This window comes from Rhodococcus gannanensis, from assembly GCF_042681175.1.
Taxonomy (GTDB): Bacteria; Actinomycetota; Actinomycetes; order Mycobacteriales; family Mycobacteriaceae; genus Rhodococcus_G; species Rhodococcus_G gannanensis.
In genome coordinates, this window is record NZ_JBHUFB010000007.1 from 321,163 (window position 1) to 339,254 (window position 18,092).

Sequence of the window (18,092 nt, forward strand, 5' to 3'; positions counted from 1 at the left end):
CAACCTCGCGTCGCTTCTCGCCACTTTCGTTCGTCCCCTCAGTGTCCACCCACTGCTCTGCACCGAGTCAAGAGCGAGGAGCCGGTTTCTGTCGTCGCGGCGCACAATCCGCCCACGGCCCACGGCCCACGGCCCACGGCCCACGGCCCACGGCCCACGACTCACGCAGTCACCTGCCCCCCAGTCGACCGGCGCGTCGGTCGGGCGCACCCTGCCGCGAACTGAAAGGATCGACGCCGACCGCGCGCGCGGTGGGAATCGGCACAACCGTGGGTCGACGGGTCTGCGGGGCAGCGCCGGCTATTCCCCCCCTCGTTCTGATCAGGAGTGCAGACAGTGAGTAGTACAACGAGCGTGGTGCCGGGGCAGGACCCCGCACCACACCGACATCGACCACCGGTCGATCACCGGTTCCTCGGACTCGACACGCGTGTGTTTCCACATGCGCTGGTGATCCTCGCTGTGTGGCTGCTGTGGGTGGTGATCGTGCCAGCCATAGATTCTGCGGTTTCCTCCGAGGATCCAGTCGGCGCTGGCGAGCGACTGGAGGTGACCGACTCGCTCTCGTTCGCACCCGTGCCAGGGTGGAACGTCGACAGCGGGTTCCGGGTCGGGCAACACGGCGCATCGGACTCCGTGCCTCGGGTGGCCTTGACGCGTGGCAACGTCACCTTCTCGGTCGACGCCGACACGTTCGACGGGACGCCGAGCGAGTTGCTGTCCCAGATCGATGCCGTATCTGCCGCCACCAGCGGAAATTCTGTCCTCGCCATGTCCAGCCCCCCGCAGCCGGTCACCACCACCGGCGGTCTGTCCGGTGTCCAGGTCCGGTTCGACACACCCAGCGCCGCGGGTTCGGTGACGACGTTCGTCGTCGACGGAACCGGGTTGCGGGTGCAGGTGGTTGGTCCGCCCGATCAGATCGCGGACCGAGGCCAGGAGATCGACGCGATGCTCACCGGCATCGGCACGACCGAGGGGGATGGACAGTGAGCACTGCACTACTCGAATCACGCGCGGCGGCGCTCGACAAGACTGCGTGGGGTGAGAAGTTCCGGTTCGTCCAGCCACGAAACGTGGTGTTCTGGATCTATCTGTGGCTGTGCGGAGTCGGCGCGGTCAAGGGCTGGCAGATGTTCGCCCCGTACGCCGGGTACTTCGGGCGCGCCCTCCTCGTCGCCGGCATCGTCGCCGTCATCAGCGTCATCGTGTGGGGGTGGTGGTTCCGCCACATCGACCGATTCGAACGCCAGCCCGTTGGACTTGTGGTCACCGGTTTCGTGTGGGGTGCAACGGCGGCGACGTTCACCATCGCGTTGCCCGGCAACACCGCACTCGGGTCCCTGTACACCAAGTTGTTCGGGCAGGTGTGGGCCGAGGATTGGCACGCCGGACTCACAGCCCCTCTGGTCGAGGAGACCGCGAAGGGCGTCGGAATCATCGTTCTGCTCGCCTTGGCACCGCGTCTCGTGCGCACCGTGACAGACGGGCTGCTGCTCGGTGCGTTCATCGGGTTGGGATTCCAGACCAGCGAGGACTTCCTCTACTCGTTCGCCGGGGCGACTCAGGGGTTCGGTGCGCATCAGACCGACGGACTCGTCGGATCCATCGCGCAACGCACGTTCTCCGACATCATCTCGCATCCACTTTTCACCGCACTCTTCTGTGCGGGTGTGATGTATCTGATCGGCTCGACGGCGCAACCACGTCGAATCGGACGCGGGATTGCGCTCATCGTGGCCCCGATCGTGGTCCACGGTGTCTGGGATTCGATGATCGCGATCGCCGGCGGCAGTGCGGCGCTGACCATCGTCATCATGGTCGGTGACGCGATCTTCGCGTTGACCGCGCTGTGGATCGCATTCGTCTGGGCGCACCCACGCGAGGCTCACTTCGTCCGTGACGTACTCGCGCCGGAGATCGAATCCGGGGTACTGACCGATGACGAGGTGACCGCTGCCGGCGGATGGCGGCAACAGCGGCAGTACGTCAAGGCCGGCGGACATCGAGCCGAACGCCGCCGCCGCCGACACCTGGTCCGCGCCGCGGTGGACTTGTGTGGGGATCTGGCGGCCAGCAAGGGAGCCGACACCGTTGACGTCGTCACATCACGCGGTGAAATCGCACGGCTCCGCTCAGAACATCCGTCCTGACCGGACGCAGGAGAGGTCCGGTAGGTGCGCTGTGCGCAGGCATGCATCACGAGGTGGCTGTACCGTGGAGTGATCGGCGCACCATGCATCGGAATTGACAGTCCTTCGATCTGCGCCGATTGGAAATCACCGGGCCGATTCGCGGCCCAGGCCAGGAGCGTCACGATGACGCAGAATCCGATTCCCTCGCACTACGACATGGGCCGTCGCACACGGACCCCGGGCAACCGTCAACCCTTCGCCGACGCCACTCGAACGCCTCGAATCCTCCTCGCACCCCGGTGGGACGGTCGCAGAACCGTCGACGGGGCATGGTGGCCCTGGACCACGAATCTGACCGCCGAACTTCACGACCTGGCCACCGTGCTGACGCTGCGGCTCGGCCCGGTTGCACGTTTCGCCTACGAATGGAACCCGATCAGCGCCGGGCAGCGACTTGTCGACGAGCCGGACGGCATCGCATTGACCGCACCGATACCCGGCCAACCGGCGAACACCATGTACGTCTCCGGAGAGAACGGTACGCACATGGTGTTGGCGGTGCTTCCGCCGGGGACGGTGGCGGACCGCGGGTACGACGCTATGCGCCGGATCGTCGACGACTCTCGCAGTGGTTGATCACGATTGATCCCCGCTACCGATCCCGACCGGCAACTGAGCGGCGCGCGGTTCGCGACGCCCGGTGGGTCAGGCGCCCGAGATCGGCGGATTCCCCTGCCGACTCACAGGTGCCGCAGGTAGCGGTCGGGAGAGTCGAGGAAGCTGCGCCAGTCGCGTACCAGGTCGAGGTCGGTCCACTCCGGGAACTCGATGCCGGCGTCGGTCAGCTCCCAGACGTCGGCGCCGGGGCAGGCCGCCAGGATCGGGGAGTGGGTTGCCATGATCACCTGGGATCCCTCGGCGACCAGGTCGCCGATCACCCCGAGGAGGGCGAGGCACGACCGGAACGACAGGGCCGCCTCCGGCTCGTCCAGGATCCACAGTCCGACGCCGACGGGTCGCTCCGCGACGTAGTGCAGGAACGACTGTCCGTGGGACAGTTCGTTGTAACCCTGGTCGTGTGCACGCACCCGGTTCTCGTCGGCCGCGGAGAAGAGCGAGTGCATCGACTCGGCTCGCAGGAAGCAGCCGCCGTGCGGCCGCGGCCGCATGCCGGTGCACGTCAGGTGCCGAGGCAGATCGGTGTCCTCGGCACTCGCACCCGCCGACCACATCCGGTCCTGGGCGCCGGTGAAACCCGACTGCCACGCGCCCGCGACGGCCTCGACGAGCGTCGACTTCCCGACTCCGTTCTCGCCGACGACCACCGTCACCGGGTTGGTGAATTCGACTCCGCGACTGCACAATTCGGCGATCGCGGGAACCTGGAGATACCACGAAGCCGGGTCGAATCCATCCCGTGGGGTGAACTCGACCCGGCTCAGTGGCAATGACACGTCAGACGATCAGCGGAACGCCTCGTCGATGATCTCCTGCTGCTCGACGGCGTGCACCTTGCTCGAACCCGAGGACGGGGCCGACATGGCGCGCCGCGAGATCCGCTTGATGCCCGTCAGCAGGTCGGGCAGCAGCTCCGGCAGCGCCAGACCGAACAGCGGCCACGCACCCTGGTTTGCCGGCTCCTCCTGGACCCAGCGGAACTCGGTGGCGTTCGGGTACTGCTTGAGTGTCTCGCGCAGCCGGCGGGCGGGCAGCGGGTACAGCTGCTCGATCCGGACGATCGCGACGTCGTCGCGGCCCTCCTTCTGCTTGCGCGCCAGCAGCTCCCAGTAGAGCTTGCCGCTGACCAGCAGGACCCGCTTGACGGCGTTGCGGTCGCCGCCACCGGTCTCGTAGGTGGGCTCTTCGAACACCGAGCGGAACTTGCCGGTGGTGAAGTCCTCGAGTTCCGAAACCGCAGCCTTGTTGCGCAGCATCGACTTCGGCGTGAAGACGATCAGCGGGCGGCGGATGCCGTCGAGGTGGTGGCGGCGCAGCAGGTGGAAGTACGACGCCGGGGTGGACGGCACCGCCACCGTCATCGAGCCCTCTGCACACAGCTGCAGGAAGCGCTCGATGCGGCCGGAGGTGTGGTCCGGGCCCTGGCCCTCGTGGCCGTGCGGCAGCAGCAGCACGACGTCGGAGAGCTGACCCCACTTGGCCTCACCGGAGGAGATGAACTCGTCGATGATGGTCTGCGCGCCGTTGACGAAGTCGCCGAACTGCGCCTCCCACAGCACCAGCGCGTCGGGGTTGCCGACCGAGTAGCCGTACTCGAAGCCCACACCGGCGTACTCGGTGAGTGCGGAGTCGTAGACCATGTACTTGCCGCCGTTGTCGGCGTCCGCCGCGATCTGAGCGATCGGGTTGTACTCGCCACCGGTCTTGCGGTCGATGAGCACCGAGTGCCGCTGCGTGAACGTGCCGCGGCGCGAGTCCTGACCGGCGAGGCGGACCAGCGCGCCCTGCTCGACCAGCGAGCCGAACGCCAGCAGCTCCGCGAATGCCCAGTCGACCTTGCCCTCGCGGGACATCTCGTGCCGCTTCTCGATGACCGGCTTGACTCGCGGGTGCACGGTGAAGCCCTCGGGCACGTTGAGGAAGGCGTCGCCGATGCGGGCGAGCGTCTCCTTGTCGACCGAGGTCTGCAGGCGCGCGGGCGGAGTCTGGTCGAGTTCGACCGACTCCGACGGCTCCGGCTTGAACTTCTCCAGCTCCCGGACCTCGTTGAAGACCCGCTCCAGCTGACCCTGGTAGTCGCGCAGGGCGTCTTCCGCTTCCTTCAGCGAGATGTCGCCGCGACCGATCAGGTTCTCGGTGTAGCTCTTGCGGACGGAGCGCTTGGTGTCGATCAGGTCGTACATCGCCGGCTGCGTCATCGACGGGTCGTCGCCCTCGTTGTGGCCGCGGCGGCGGTAGCAGATCATGTCGATGACGACGTCCTTGTTGAACTTCTGGCGGAAGTCCACGGCCAGCTGCGCCACCCAGACACAGGCCTCGGGATCGTCACCGTTCACGTGGAACACCGGTGCGCCGATCATCTTCGCGACGTCCGTGCAGTACTCGGACGACCGCGAGTGCTCGGGTGCGGTGGTGAAGCCGACCTGGTTGTTGACGACGATGTGCACGGTGCCACCGGTGCGGTAGCCGCGGAGCAGCGCCAGGTTCAGGGTCTCCGCGACGACGCCCTGGCCGGCGAACGCAGCGTCGCCGTGCAGCATCAGCGGCAGGACGGTGAATCCACCCTCGCCCTTGTCGAGCAGGTCCTGCTTCGCGCGGACGAGGCCCTCGAGAACCGGGTCCACCGCCTCGAGGTGCGACGGGTTGGCGGTGAGAGAGACCTTGATGTCGTTCTCGCCGAACATCTGGATGTAGGTGCCCTCGGCGCCGAGGTGGTACTTCACGTCGCCGGAGCCGTGCGCGGCCGCCGGGTTCATGTTGCCCTCGAACTCGGTGAAGATCTTCGAGTACGGCTTGCCTACGATGTTGGCGAGCACGTTCAGGCGACCGCGGTGCGGCATGCCGATGACGACCTCGTCGAGGCTGTGCTCGGCGGACTGGTCGATGACCGCGTCCATCATCGGGATGACCGACTCGGCGCCCTCGAGCGAGAAGCGCTTCTGCCCGACGTACTTGGTCTGCAGGAAGGTCTCGAACGCCTCGGCGGCGTTGAGCTTGCTCAGGATGTACTTCTGCTCGGCGACCGTCGGCTTGACGTGCTTGGCCTCGACGCGCTCCTGCAGCCACTTCGTCTGCTCGGGGTCGAGCATGTGCGTGTACTCGACGCCGATGTGGCGGCAGTAGGCATCCCGCAGGATCGACAGCACGTCCCGCAGCTTCATGCGGTCCTTGCCGTTGAAGCCGCCGACGTTGAACTCCCGGTCGAGGTCCCACAGCGTCAGGTCGTGGGTGGTGACGTCGAGGTCGGGGTGGCTGCGGAACTTGTCCTTGACGAACTGCAGCGGGTCGGTGTCGGCCATCAGGTGGCCGCGGTGCCGGTAGGCGGCAATAAGCTCGAGCACGCGCGTGCTCTTGTCGACCGCGCCCTCCGGCACGTCCTGACGCCAGCGGACCGGCTCGTAGGGGATGTGCAGCGAGTGGAAGATCTCGTCGTAGAACTCGTCGCTGATGAGCAGGTTGTGGATGGTGCGCAGGAAGTCGCCGGACTCGGCGCCCTGGATGATCCGGTGGTCGTAGGTCGACGTCAGGGTCATCAGCTTGCCGACGCCCATCTCGGCGAGCTTCGCGTTGCTCGCGCCCTGGAACTCGGCGGGGTACTCCATCGCACCTGCGCCGATGATGGCGCCCTGGCCCTGCATGAGGCGCGGCACCGAGTGCACGGTGCCGATGCCGCCGGGGTTGGTCAGCGAGATCGTGACACCGGAGAAGTCCTCGGCGGTGAGCTTGCCGTCACGAGCGCGGCGGACGATGTCCTCGTACGCGCTGTAGAACTGGACGAAGTTCGCCTCTTCGGTGTTCTTGATGGCGGCGACGACGAGGGACCGGCTGCCGTCCTTGCCGGGCAGGTCGATCGCCAGGCCGAGGTTGGTGTGCGCGGGGGTGACGACGTTCGGCTTGCCGTCGATCTCGGCGAAGTGCCGGTTCATGTTCGGGAACGCCTTGACCGCCTGCACGATCGCGTAGCCGAGCAAGTGGGTGAAGGACACCTTGCCGCCGCGGGTGCGGGCGAGGTGGTTGTTGATGACGATCCGGTTGTCGAACATCAGCTTCGCAGGGATGGCGCGAACACTGGTGGCGGTCGGGATCGCCAGAGAGGCGGACATGTTCCGCGCGACGGTGGCGGCGGCACCACGCAGCACCTTCGACTCGGGTTCCTCGGCGACGGGCTTCGCAGCAGGCTTCGCAACCGGAGCCGGAGCCGCGGCGGGCTTGGCTGCAGCGGGGGCCGGCGCGGGGGGAGCCGGGGTCGGCGCGGGAGGCGTGGTCGGGGCGGGCTTCGCGGTAGGTGTGGCGGTGGCCGCACCGTTGGTGGCGACACCGTTGGTGGCGACACCGTTGGTGGTGGCGACACCGTTGCTGGTGGTGGTCGCGGGAGCGGTCACGGGGATCTGCCCGTTCGTGCCCGACGCGTCCGGCTTGTAGTCGGTGAGGAACTCGTGCCAGCTTGCGTCCACGGATGAGGGATCATCCTGGAAGCGCTGGTACATCTCGTCGACAAGCCACTGGTTCTGTCCGAATTGTGACGTAGAACTGCTGCTCACGGCAGGTGTTCGCCTCGTTTCTCTCTTGTCCCCGAACGGCGCTGTACTTCAGAGGCTAGTCCCCCGGCGTGACGACTGCGCACCGGGCGCGACACGAGTGATCTGCGTCACGAAGGGTGCTGCAGCCTCCTAATCGAGGACGGCTGCGGCGGCCCGTTTATTCCCGACCTGCTGCAGGGTCGCCCGCCACAACGACTCGTACGGGCCGCCGGCGTGTCGGAGCTCCGCATGGGGTCCGCATTCGACGACGCGACCGTGGTCGATCACGACGACGACGTCCGCGCGGGCGGCGGTCGCCAGCCGGTGTGCGACGACCACCGAGGTGCGTCGTCGGGTCAGCCGTCCTCCGGCGTCGAGCACCGTTCGCTCGGTCGCCGGGTCGAGGGTGGCGGTCGCCTCGTCGAGCAGCAGTAGGTCGGGGTCGACGAGTTCGGCGCGGGCCAGTGCGACGAGCTGCCGCTGCCCCGCGGACAGGCCCTGCCCGCGCTCGCCGATCGGGGTGAGCATGCCGCCGGGCAGCGCGGCGATGGTGTCGAGCGCTCCGACCGCCCGGGCGGCGGCGGTGATCTGGTCGCGGGTGGCGTCGGGGCGACCGTAGGCGATGTTCGACGCGACGTCGCCGGAGAACAGGTGCGCCTCCTGTGGCACCACGCCGAGGCGTCCGCGGTACTCGTGCAGGGGGTAATGCCGCAGGTCGACGCCGTCGACTCGGACCTCGCCCGCGGTCGGGTCGTAGAACCGCGCCAGTAGTTTGACGACGGTGGACTTGCCCGCGCCGGTGCGTCCGACCAGGGCGACGGTCGTCCCCGGCTCGATCCGCAACCTCACGGAGTCCAGTGCGTCGGTGTCAGCACCTTGATACCGGAACGTCACAGTGGCGAAATCGACCGAACCCGTGAGGTGGCCGTGAATCGGTGTCGCGTCGGCCGTCGGAGCCGTCTCGATCGAGCTCGGCGTGCGCAGGAGGTCCCCGATCCTGCGCAACCCCACCCGAGCCTGCTGATACCCGTCGAACACCTGCGAGAGCTGCTGGATCGGGCCGAACAGCAATCCGAGGTAGAGCACGAACGCGACGAGGACTCCGGTCGTCGTGTCGCCACCGGCGATCTGTGTCGCGCCCACGTACACCACCGCGGCGAGCGCGAGATCGGACAGCAGGGTGATCAGCGGAAAGTAGAGCGAGATCGCGGTCTGCGAGCGCATCCGCGCCCTGCGGTAGCTGTCGGCGCGTTCCGCGAACCGTTGCGCCGCGAAGCCTTCCCTCCGGTAGGCCTGCGCGGCCCGCAGGCCCGTGACGTTCTCCTGGAAATCGGCGTTGACCAGTGAGATCCGCCCCCGCGACACCGTGTACGCGGTGGACGACACCTTCCGGAACACGAGCGTCGCGACCACCAGCGGTGGCACCGCGGCAAGCGCGACCAGCGCCAGGGCTGCGTCCGTGACGATCAGTGCCACCGAGATCCCGACGACGGTCAGCACGCTGACGACCGCGGTCGACAGGCCGGTCTGCAGGAACGTCGAGAGCGCGTCGACGTCGGTGGTCATGCGGGTCATGATCCGGCCGGAGAGCTCGCGCTCGTAGTAGTCGAGTCCGAGTCGCTGCAGGTGCGCGTAGCTGCGGACCCGCAGTCCGTAGAGAACGCGTTCGCCGGCCCGGGCGGTGATCACCGTCATCCCCGCGACGACCACCCAGTCGACCGCGACGAGGACGACGCCGGCCGCAGTTGCCCACCACAGCGCCGAGGCGTTGTCCGGGGTGACGCCGTGGTCGATGGCGAACCGGACGATGGACGGGAACACGATGCCGATCAGGGAGTCGACGGCGAGGCAGGCGACGACGGCGGCCAGGATCCAGCGGACCGGCCGCAGGATCGACGTCAGCCTGAAGTCCGGTTCGGGGCGGCGCAGGTCGGAGTCGTCGAGACCGGGGCGTTCGGTGGCCGGCGGCAGCGCGGCGACCGCGGCGCGCAGTTCCGGTGTCGCCGCGACCTCGCCCATCGCCGCGCCGCGGCCACCGGGTCCGCCGACGCCGCCAGGGCGGCCGGTGCCCGTGGTGGAGGCACGAGCCGGAACTGTGTCGGTGACGACGGCGTCGAACGCGGAGCCGGGGATCGTGGCCGGCCACAGCAGGGATTCGTCGGGTTCCGGCGTGACTTCTGCGACGGCCGGGGGATCCGCTGCCGCGTCGCCGGAGCTTCGAGGGTCCGCCGCGTCCTCCGGGTCCGCGAGCAGTTCGCGGAACAGGGGGCATCGCGCGTCGAGTTCGGTGACCGTCCCGGTGTCGAGGACACGGCCGCCGTCGAGGACCGCGACACGGTCGGCCAGCGCCAGGGTCGAACGACGATGCGCCAGGATCAGCGTGGTCCGTTCCCCGCGGTCGCGGAGGGTCTCGAAGATCGCGGCTTCGGTGGCGGCGTCGACCGCGGACGTCGCGTCGTCGAGGATCAGCAGTCGCGGGTCCACGAGCAGCGCCCGGGCCAGCGCCACCCGCTGACGTTGTCCACCCGACAGGGTCAGTCCACGTTCGCCCACCACGGTGTCGTAGCCGTCGGAGAGGTCCTCGATGAACTCGTCGGCCTGCGCCATCCGCGCCGCTGCCCGGATCTCCTCGGCGCTCGCGTCCGGGCGACCGAGCGCGATGTTCGCGGACACCGTGTCGGAGAAGAGAAACGGTTCGTCGAACACGAGCCCGACCGCCTCACGCAGCTGGTCGGCACTCAGCGCCCCGAGGTCGTGGGCGTGGCCGTCGACGGTGAGCGCGACACTGCCGGTGTCCGGAGCGTAGAACCGCGGCAACAGCAGCGACAGTGTGGTCTTGCCCGACCCGGCGCGTCCGACGACCGCGAGGGTCTCCCCGGGAGCGATGTCGAGGTCCAGCCCGTCGAGCACGCGGCGGTCCGCGTCGAACCCGAAGGCGACGTCGCGCATCCGGACCCCGAGCGGACCGTCCGGCAGCGCCACCGGATGGGGCGGGTCCGCGACACCGGGCTCGGTGTCGATCACCTCGTGGACCCGCTCGACTGCGGCCCGCGTCATCTGCGCGGTGGTCACCACCGACGACAGCAGCCGCGTCACGCTGGACATGGTCGCGACGTACGTCGCGAACGCCAGGAAGGTGCCGATCGTGATGGTGCCGTTCATGGCCAGCACGCCGCCGAGCGCGATCACGCCCACCAGCCCCAGCTGCGGCAACGCGGCCATCGTCGGGGTGAACCGTGAGTTGATGCGGGCGGCGCGGAGGCGTTCGGCGTAGAGGGTGCGGCCCAGGTTCTCGAGCCTGCCGACGGCGCGGGACTCCTGCCCGAATCCCTTGACGACGCGCACGCCGGTGACCGTCTCCTCGACGTGCTGGGCGAGGTCGGCGGCGCGCTGCTGCGCGGACCACGTGGCGGCGAACAACGTCGGTCGGAACCGCCACACCACCAGCGACACCGCCGGGACCACGAGCAGCGCGACGACGGTGAGCAACGGCGACAGCCAGGCCATCACGACCAGCGTCAACACGAACTGGAGGAGGGCGCCCGCAGACAGCGGAACCATCGCGAGCAGACCCTGCACCAGCTGGAGATCGGTGATCGAGCGGGAGACGACCTGACCGGTGCGGATCTGGTCCTGGCCGGCGCCGTCGAGCCGTTGCAGCGAGGCGAGGAGACCGAGCCGCAGGTCGTGCTGGACGTCGAGGGACAACCTGCCCGCGAGCATCCGCCGACCGAACTGACAGGCGAAGCGCACCACTCCGAGCGCGGCGATCGTCACGGCGATCGCCAGGATGCCCTCGGTGACGCCCGCGCCCGCGTCGTCGACGGCCTTCCGGGTCAGCAGCGGGAAGGTGATGTCGATGACGGCCGCCACCATGGTGACCGTCAGCGCGCCGACGGTCAGGGACCGGTGTCGCCAGCACGCGGCGGTGAGCCGCCGGATCCAGCCGGGGCGAGAGGTGGTGTGAGGCATCGACTCCCACGGTAACCGCAGGGTCGGACTGCATCGGCCGGCGTCAGGCGATGTCGCGGCTCCGGGTCCGCCACCAGCCGAACGCGCAGATCGCGGCCGTCCACACGATCAGTGCCAGGAGCGCCGCCTGCCACGCGGGCAGCCACTCGATCTCGACCGGGAACGTCAGCGTGGAGAGGGTGAGTGCACCCGGGAGCCAGCCCACGAGAGCGCCGCCGCCGACGTTGTGGAGGATCGTGTCCGCGATCAGTTCGCCCACCGGGATCCAGGCGAGCAGGGTCACCGACGCGGCCGTGGAGGACGCGAACAACAGGCCCAGCCCGGCCCCGAGCAGCGCCCACAGTGCCGTGACCAGCGCGGCGACGGGAATCAGGGTGAGGAACTCGGACGTGAACTCGACGGAGTCGCCGCCGAAGACGAGCAGGCACGCGACGGTGACGATCTCGACCGCGATCGCGTACCCGAGCCCGAACAACGCCGTCACACCGAGTTTCGTTGCGAGCACCGAATCGCGGCCGCGCGTGGTCAGGAACGTGGGGGTGAAGGTGTGGTGCCGGAACTCGGTACCCGCGTTGACCGCCCCGAACACCGCGGCGGCCAGCGAGGTGGCCATGATCGCGATCATCAGCGCGGCGGTCGCGGCAGCCTCGGGGTTCGCCTCGTCCACCAGTTCGAGGCCGTCGGCGACGGTCCCGTAGATGGCCCCGGTGAACATGGCGATGACGACCGGCGCGATCGCGAGGGCCCACCAGAAACGCAGCGTCAGGACCTTGCGCAGTTCGGAGGTGACCAGCGTGCTCATCGGGGGCCTCCGGGACCGGGACGGTCGGCGGGTGGCGGCGGGTAGGTCCCGGGTGGATACCCGCCCGCGGTCGGATGGGTACCGGTGGGTGCCTGCGGCGGCTGGGTGGGGTACCCCGCCTGCGGTGCGTATCCGGGTGGCGGTGCCGGTGGGTAGCCGGGCGCCGGCGCCTGCTGGAACGGCTGAGGAGCTGTGAAGGGCTGCGCCGTGTACTGCCCCGACGTCATCGTGAGGAAGACCTGCTCGAGGTCGACGTTCTCGGTGTCGGCGCCGAACACCGTCACACCGGCGGACTCCGCGACGGCGCCGATGGTGGGGACGGGCGCGCCTCGGACGGCGAGCCGGCCGTCGGTCATCATCTGCGCGTCGACGATCCCCTGCGCGGCGAGCGCGAGTGCGAGTGCCGAGGGGTCGGAGCTGGTCACGAAGACGCGTGCGCTGTGCCGGGCCCGCAGTTCCTCCATGTCGCCCTGGTAGACGAGGGTGCCGCGATTGACGATCACGACGCGGGTCACCGACTGTTCGAGTTCGCGCAACAGGTGGCTCGACACCAGGACGGTCCGCCCGACGGACGCGTAGGCGTGCAGGAACTCCCGCAACCAGGCCATGCCCTCGGGGTCGAGCCCGTTGGCGGGTTCGTCGAGGACCAGGATCTGTGGGTCGCCGAGCAGCGCGGTCGCGAGTGCGAGGCGCTGCCGCATTCCGAGTGAATGGGTTGCCACCTTCTGCCGCGCAGCGGAGGCGAGTCCGACCATCGCCATCACCTCGTCCGCTCGGTGGTCGGGAACGCCGATCGCCGCCGCATAGACACGTAGGTGGTCGATGGTGCTGCGTTTCGGGTGGGCACCGCGGGAATCGAGGACCGCGCCGACCACTCGCGCCGGCTGCCGCAACTGGCCGAACGGGACTCCGGCGATCGTGGCGTACCCGGCCGTGGGCGTGACGAGCCCCAGCAGCATCCGCAGCGTCGTGGTCTTGCCTGCACCGTTCGGGCCGACGAAACCGGTGATCGAGCCTGCGGGAACCTGGAAACTGAGGTTCGAGACGGCGTGCGCCGCGCCGAACTGTTTCGTCAGGGCGACCGCTTCGATGGCCGGAACTCCAGCATTCATGCCAGAACCTTAGAACGTCCCGCTCGGGTGCACCGGCGCGGCTTCGCTGCGTTGGCGAACGGTGGCGGTGATCCACGTTCGAGTTGCGTGGACGGTCGGTGCTCGTTCGTAGGCTGGCGCCATGAACGAGTTGGCGTACTTCCTTGCGACGGCCGAGCGCGGGTTCGTGCTCGATGTGGACGACGTGGTGGATTCCTTGATCCGGGAGGGAGTTCTCCTGCAGATCGACTGGTCTGGTGAGGACCGGCCCGGACAGGTGGTGCAGTTCGTGGCGGGTCGCGTGGAGGCCTTCGGGAAGGACCGCGGGATTGTCGCGGCGGTCGAGTCTGCGGCCGGAGAAGCAGACGGGGCCGGCATGGAGCGCGGGGAGCACGTGCCTGCGCTCCTCCGTGCGGTGGACGATGCCCTGGCGGTTGCCGGACTGGCGCTCGGCGAACTGCGTTCCGGAGACGACACGTACCGTGTCGGCGTCATGCGTCGCACGAGGGCGTCGAGTCGGGCGTGGGGTGTGGACCGGCCTTCTCCCGAGCTGCTCTACACCGTCGTCTGTCCGTGCGGGGGCATGAACGTGTGGCAGCTACCCAGGACCGAGGCGAAGCCTGCTGACGGCGAATGCGATTCGTGCGGCCTGAACCTGTTCGATTCCGCGGGCACCCCGATCGTGTCCATGGCCGTGGAGAACGCCGGGTAGCCGTCGCGGCGATCCGTCGACGTGGTCGTCGGCGATGCGCCGGGTGCGGAGGCCTGTTCGTCCGGCCGTAGCGTGGCGGGAATGGTGGATGCGGACCCGATCGAGCGTGTGAACAGGGGCGAGCGGTTCGTCGTGGCGCGGGCGTTCGTCGCGCTGTCGGTGGCGATGGGGCTGGGGCGGTTCGCGTTCACGCCGATCCTGCCGCTGATGCTGGACCAGACCGCGTTGCGCCCGGAATCGGCCGCGACCCTCGCCACCGCCAACTACCTCGGGTACCTGGCAGGTGCGGTCGCGGCCATCGCCGTCCATCGGATCGCGCAGTCGGTTCTCTCGCTCCGGATCGCGCTGGTGACGCTGGTGGCAACCGTCGCCGCGATGGCGGCGACCGAATCGGTCGCGGGGTGGCTGGTGCTCCGGTTCGTCGCCGGCGTGGCGAGCGCCGCGGTCTTCGTCTTCACCACCCGTGTCGCGCACCAGCGGGTCCGCGCGGACGGGGACGGTGTCGGCTGGGTGTTCGGCGGAGTCGGCGGCGGGATCGTGCTCTCCGCCGTGGCGGTCCTGGCGCTGGGCGAGACCGCGGACTGGCGGGTCGCATGGCTGGTGTCGGCGGCACTCGCGGCGATACTCGCGGTGGTGGCCTGGACGTTGCCCGGGGAAGGTCGGACGGCGGTGCCGACCCGGGTGCGGGGCCCCGTGACACCACCGGCCGCGCGCCGCGCCTTCGCCTGGTTGACCGTGGCCTACTTCTGCGAGGGACTCGGCTACATCGTGTCGGCGACGTTCCTCGTCGCCGCGGTTGCGGCCGCCGGATCGGCGCACTGGCTCGGGTCGGCGGTGTGGATCGCGGTCGGCGTCGCAGTGGTGCCCTCGTGCGTGCTGTGGATGCGACTGGCCCGCAGGTGGTCGCCCGCGACAGCGATGACGGCCGCGCTCGTGATCCAGGCGGTGGCCGTGGCGGTGTCGGCCGTGATCGACGCCGGCGTGGTCCAGATGGTCTCGGCACTGTGGTTCGGCGGGACGATGATCGCGATCGTGATGCTGGCGTTGGGGGAGGGTGCGCGGCTCACCGGACCACGCGCTGCCGCGATCCTGACGTCGGTGTACGGGCTCGGTCAGGTGCTCGGGCCGCTGGCCGTCGCCCCGCTGCTCGGCGGTGGCTACTCCGTCGCGCTCGGCGCCGCGGCGGCGGTGTTGGCGGTGGGCGCACTGTGCACGGTCCCGGTACTGCGGGCCGAACGCGCGACGTAACTGCTGGTCCGGGGCGATTTCGCCGGAGCCCTGGATTTGAATGAAACTAGCAGTTACAGTTACTCGTGTTGCGGGCCTCCGGCCCATCCACCGCTCGGCACCACACACGGGAGTAGCGATGACACAGTCGACGACTCGAAACGACCTCGACCAGGCCGATTACGACGACATCCTGCGTCGGCTGTCCGAGGCGTCCGTGGACAAGCACTTCGACCCCTACGTCGACATCGCGTGGGATTCGCCCGAGTTCGCCGTGACCCCGAACGACCCGCGCTGGATCCTCAACCCGGAGGACGACCCGCTGGGCTCGCACCCCTGGTACCAGGCCCTGCCGCAGGAGAAGAAGATCGAGATCGGGATGTGGCGTCAGGCCAACGTCGCGAAGGTCGGTCTGCAGTTCGAGAACATCCTCATCCGCGGCATGACCCAGTACGTCTTCTCGCTGCCCAACGGCTCCGTCGAGTACCGGTACTGCACCCACGAGTGCATCGAAGAGGGCAACCACACCCTGATGTTCCAGGAGATGGTCAACCGCATCGGCGTCGACGCTCCCGGAATGGGGCCGGTGCTGCGGGGGCTGTCCCCGTTCATCCCGCTGGCAGCCGGACCGCTGCCCGAGCTGTTCTTCGTCGGCGTCCTCGCCGGTGAGGAGCCGATCGACCACATCCAGAAGACGTTCCTGCGGGGCAGCGGGAACATGCACCCGATCATGAAGAGCGTGATGGCGATTCACGTCGCAGAGGAGGCCCGCCACATCTCGTTCGCCCACCAGTACCTGAATCGCCGGGTGCCGCAGATGTCCCGCATCGGACGGTTCGCGCTCTCCATCGCGATGCCGATCACCATGCGCATCCTCTGCGACGCGATCGTGGTGCCGCCGAAGTCGTTCTGGAAGAGGTTCGATATTCCCAGGTCGGTCCGGAAGGAACTGTTCTGGGACAGCCCCGCGACCCGGGGCATGCTGCGCAACTACTTCGGCGACGTCCGCATGCTCGCGCAGGACGCCGGACTGATGAACCGCTTCTCGAAGCGGGTGTGGAAGGCCTGCAAGATCGACGGCGACGTCTCCCGTTTCCGCAGCGAACCGGTTCGACGCGCGGCCTGACCGCACCCGACCACACCAGATCGGACAACTCGCCATGCCCCACGTCGTCACCCAGTCCTGTTGCAGCGACGCCTCGTGCGTCTACGCCTGCCCGGTGAACTGCATCCATCCGACGCCGGACGAGCCCGACTTCCTCACGGCGGAAATGTTGCACATCGACCCCGCGGCCTGTGTGGACTGCGGTGCGTGTGTGTCGGCGTGCCCGGTGGACGCGATCGTCCCGCAGAAGAAGCTGACCGAGCCACAGGTCCAGTACCTGCAGATCAACGCCGACTACTACAAGGAACCGCACGAGGACCGCGCCCGCATCGGCGGCAGCGCGACCCGGCCCGCGCTGGCGAAGGTCACCGCCGCGCCTGCCGTCGCCGCCGAGCACGGTCCGCTGCGTGTCGCGATCGTCGGATCGGGTCCCGCGGCGATGTACGCGGCGGACGAACTGCTCACCCAGCCTGGCGTGACGGTCGACGTGTTCGACCGGCTTCCGGTGCCGTACGGGCTCGTTCGCGCCGGGGTGGCGCCCGATCACCAGAAGACCAAGCAGGTCGCCCGGCTGTACGACACGATCGCCGCGCAGCCCGGTTTCCAGTACTACCTGGGTGTCGAGGTCGGTCGCGACGTCTCGCACGAGGAGCTGCTCGCGCATCACCATGCGGTGATCTACGCGGTCGGGGCGTCCCGTGACCGCACCCTCGGGGTTCCGGGGGAGGAGCTGCCGGGAAGCACCTCGGCCACCGACTTCGTCGCCTGGTACAACGGGCATCCCGATCACGCGAACGACAGCTACGACCTCTCGCACCGCCGCGCCGTCATCGTCGGCAACGGCAACGTCGCGCTCGACGTGGCCCGCATCCTGACCGCCGACCCCGACACGCTCGCCGGGACGGACATCGCTCCCTACGCGCTGGAAGCGTTGCGCGACAGCCGAATCGAGGAGGTCGTCATCGTGGCGCGGCGCGGGTTCGCGCAGTCGGCGTTCACGGTGCCGGAGTTCGCGGGACTGCTCGACGCACCCGGAATCGACGTGCTGGTTCCGGACGGCGAGGCCGCACTGGACTCGGTCTCCGAGGACCTCGCCGCGCGCGGCGAACTCGATCACGCCGTGACGCAGAAGCTGCGACTGCTCCAGGCACTCGCCCGGCCGGCCGTGGGCGGTCGCCGGATCGTCTTCCGTTACCTGCTCTCGCCCACCGAGATCCTCGGCGACGAGCGGGTCACGGGAATCAGGTTCGCCCGCAACGAGATCGTGGTGGGCGACGACGGCACCGTGCGCGTCAAGGCGACCGCCGACAGTGAAACCGTGGAGGCAGGCCTGGTCCTCACGTCGATCGGCTATCGCGGGGTGCCGATCGACGGAGTGCCGTTCGACGACACACGTGGCGTCATCCCCAACGACGACGGCCGGGTCCTCGCCGCGCCGGGCGGCGACTCCGTCACCGGCGTCTACGCCACCGGCTGGATCAAGCGCGGGCCGAGCGGATTCATCGGGACGAACAAGTCCTGCGCCCAGGACACCGTGCGGCACCTCGTCGACGACTTCAATGCCGGCCGGCTCGTCACGCCGACCGCGGACGCGGCGGCGCTACGCACTCTCGTCGAGCGGCGTACGCCCGCGTTCATCGACCGTGCGGGCTGGCAGGCGATCGACGCCGAGGAGCGGCGCCGGGGTGCGGAGTCCGGTCGGGTTCGGGTGAAGATCACGGACGAGGCGGAGCTCGTCGCTCTCGCGCGCACCGCCGCGGCTCCCGTCGCCGCGCCGAACGCGCGGCGGTGGCTCCGGAGGGGGCAGCTCGTCTCGTCCTGAACGCATCCGCGCGTCGCGGTGCGCGGGC

General features: G+C 69.0%; 12 protein-coding genes. 7 read left to right on the plus strand and 5 right to left on the minus strand.

What is annotated here, in order from left to right; genetic code table 11:
* Positions 1-549 precede the first annotated feature (549 nt).
* The 3 genes from ACFSJG_RS05170 to ACFSJG_RS05180 all read left to right on the plus strand — a co-directional run bounded on the left by ACFSJG_RS05170 (position 550) and on the right by ACFSJG_RS05180 (position 2,771).
* The gene (locus ACFSJG_RS05170; protein WP_378484126.1) at positions 550-993 is read left to right on the plus strand and encodes a hypothetical protein; all 444 of its coding nucleotides are present in this window, start codon (positions 550-552) and stop codon (positions 991-993) included.
* On the plus strand, positions 990-2,153 hold the full coding sequence (locus tag ACFSJG_RS05175; protein WP_378484127.1) for a PrsW family intramembrane metalloprotease: 1,164 nt from the start codon (positions 990-992) through the stop codon (positions 2,151-2,153). Before ACFSJG_RS05170 ends, ACFSJG_RS05175 begins: the two co-directional genes overlap by 4 nt.
* 165 nt (positions 2,154-2,318) lie before the next feature.
* Positions 2,319-2,771 carry a DUF5994 family protein gene (locus ACFSJG_RS05180; RefSeq protein WP_378484128.1) on the plus strand — a complete coding sequence of 151 codons (453 nt, stop codon included), beginning with the start codon at positions 2,319-2,321 and terminating at the stop codon, positions 2,769-2,771.
* Between the two features lie 104 nt (positions 2,772-2,875).
* Here ACFSJG_RS05180 and ACFSJG_RS05185 read toward each other — a convergent pair whose 3' ends face one another.
* From ACFSJG_RS05185 to ACFSJG_RS05205, 5 genes are all read right to left on the minus strand, one after another.
* The gene (locus tag ACFSJG_RS05185) at positions 2,876-3,589 is read right to left on the minus strand and encodes an AAA family ATPase (protein ID WP_378484129.1); all 714 of its coding nucleotides are present in this window, start codon (positions 3,587-3,589) and stop codon (positions 2,876-2,878) included.
* Between the two features lie 9 nt (positions 3,590-3,598).
* On the minus strand, positions 3,599-7,354 hold the full coding sequence (locus tag ACFSJG_RS05190; RefSeq protein WP_378484130.1) for a multifunctional oxoglutarate decarboxylase/oxoglutarate dehydrogenase thiamine pyrophosphate-binding subunit/dihydrolipoyllysine-residue succinyltransferase subunit: 3,756 nt from the start codon (positions 7,352-7,354) through the stop codon (positions 3,599-3,601).
* A 129-nt stretch (positions 7,355-7,483) separates the two neighbouring features.
* Positions 7,484-11,305 carry an ABC transporter ATP-binding protein gene (locus ACFSJG_RS05195; RefSeq protein ID WP_378484131.1) on the minus strand — a complete coding sequence of 1,274 codons (3,822 nt, stop codon included), beginning with the start codon at positions 11,303-11,305 and terminating at the stop codon, positions 7,484-7,486.
* 43 nt (positions 11,306-11,348) lie between these two features.
* Entirely contained in the window at positions 11,349-12,107 is a 759-nt protein-coding gene (locus tag ACFSJG_RS05200) for an ABC transporter permease (protein WP_378484132.1), read from the minus strand.
* Positions 12,104-13,219, minus strand: a complete 1,116-nt coding sequence (locus ACFSJG_RS05205) for an ABC transporter ATP-binding protein (RefSeq protein WP_378484133.1) — start codon at positions 13,217-13,219, stop codon at positions 12,104-12,106. Before ACFSJG_RS05205 ends, ACFSJG_RS05200 begins: the two co-directional genes overlap by 4 nt.
* A 121-nt stretch (positions 13,220-13,340) precedes the next feature.
* Here ACFSJG_RS05205 and ACFSJG_RS05210 point away from each other — a divergent pair, with 121 nt between their 5' ends.
* The 4 genes from ACFSJG_RS05210 (at position 13,341) to ACFSJG_RS05225 (ending at position 18,064) form a co-directional block, all read left to right on the plus strand.
* Positions 13,341-13,910 (plus strand): DUF6630 family protein, encoded by a 570-nt coding sequence (locus tag ACFSJG_RS05210; protein WP_378484134.1) that lies wholly within the window; start codon positions 13,341-13,343, stop codon positions 13,908-13,910.
* 81 nt (positions 13,911-13,991) lie between these two features.
* Positions 13,992-15,158: a YbfB/YjiJ family MFS transporter gene (locus ACFSJG_RS05215; RefSeq protein ID WP_378484135.1), complete on the plus strand. Its 1,167-nt coding sequence runs from the start codon at positions 13,992-13,994 to the stop codon at positions 15,156-15,158.
* A gap of 118 nt (positions 15,159-15,276) precedes the next feature.
* A complete protein-coding gene (locus ACFSJG_RS05220) occupies positions 15,277-16,263 on the plus strand; it encodes an AurF N-oxygenase family protein (RefSeq protein WP_378484136.1) in 987 nt (328 codons plus the stop codon).
* A gap of 34 nt (positions 16,264-16,297) precedes the next feature.
* Positions 16,298-18,064, plus strand: coding sequence for an FAD-dependent oxidoreductase (locus ACFSJG_RS05225; RefSeq protein WP_378484137.1), 1,767 nt, complete (start codon positions 16,298-16,300; stop codon positions 18,062-18,064).
* Positions 18,065-18,092 lie beyond the last annotated feature (28 nt).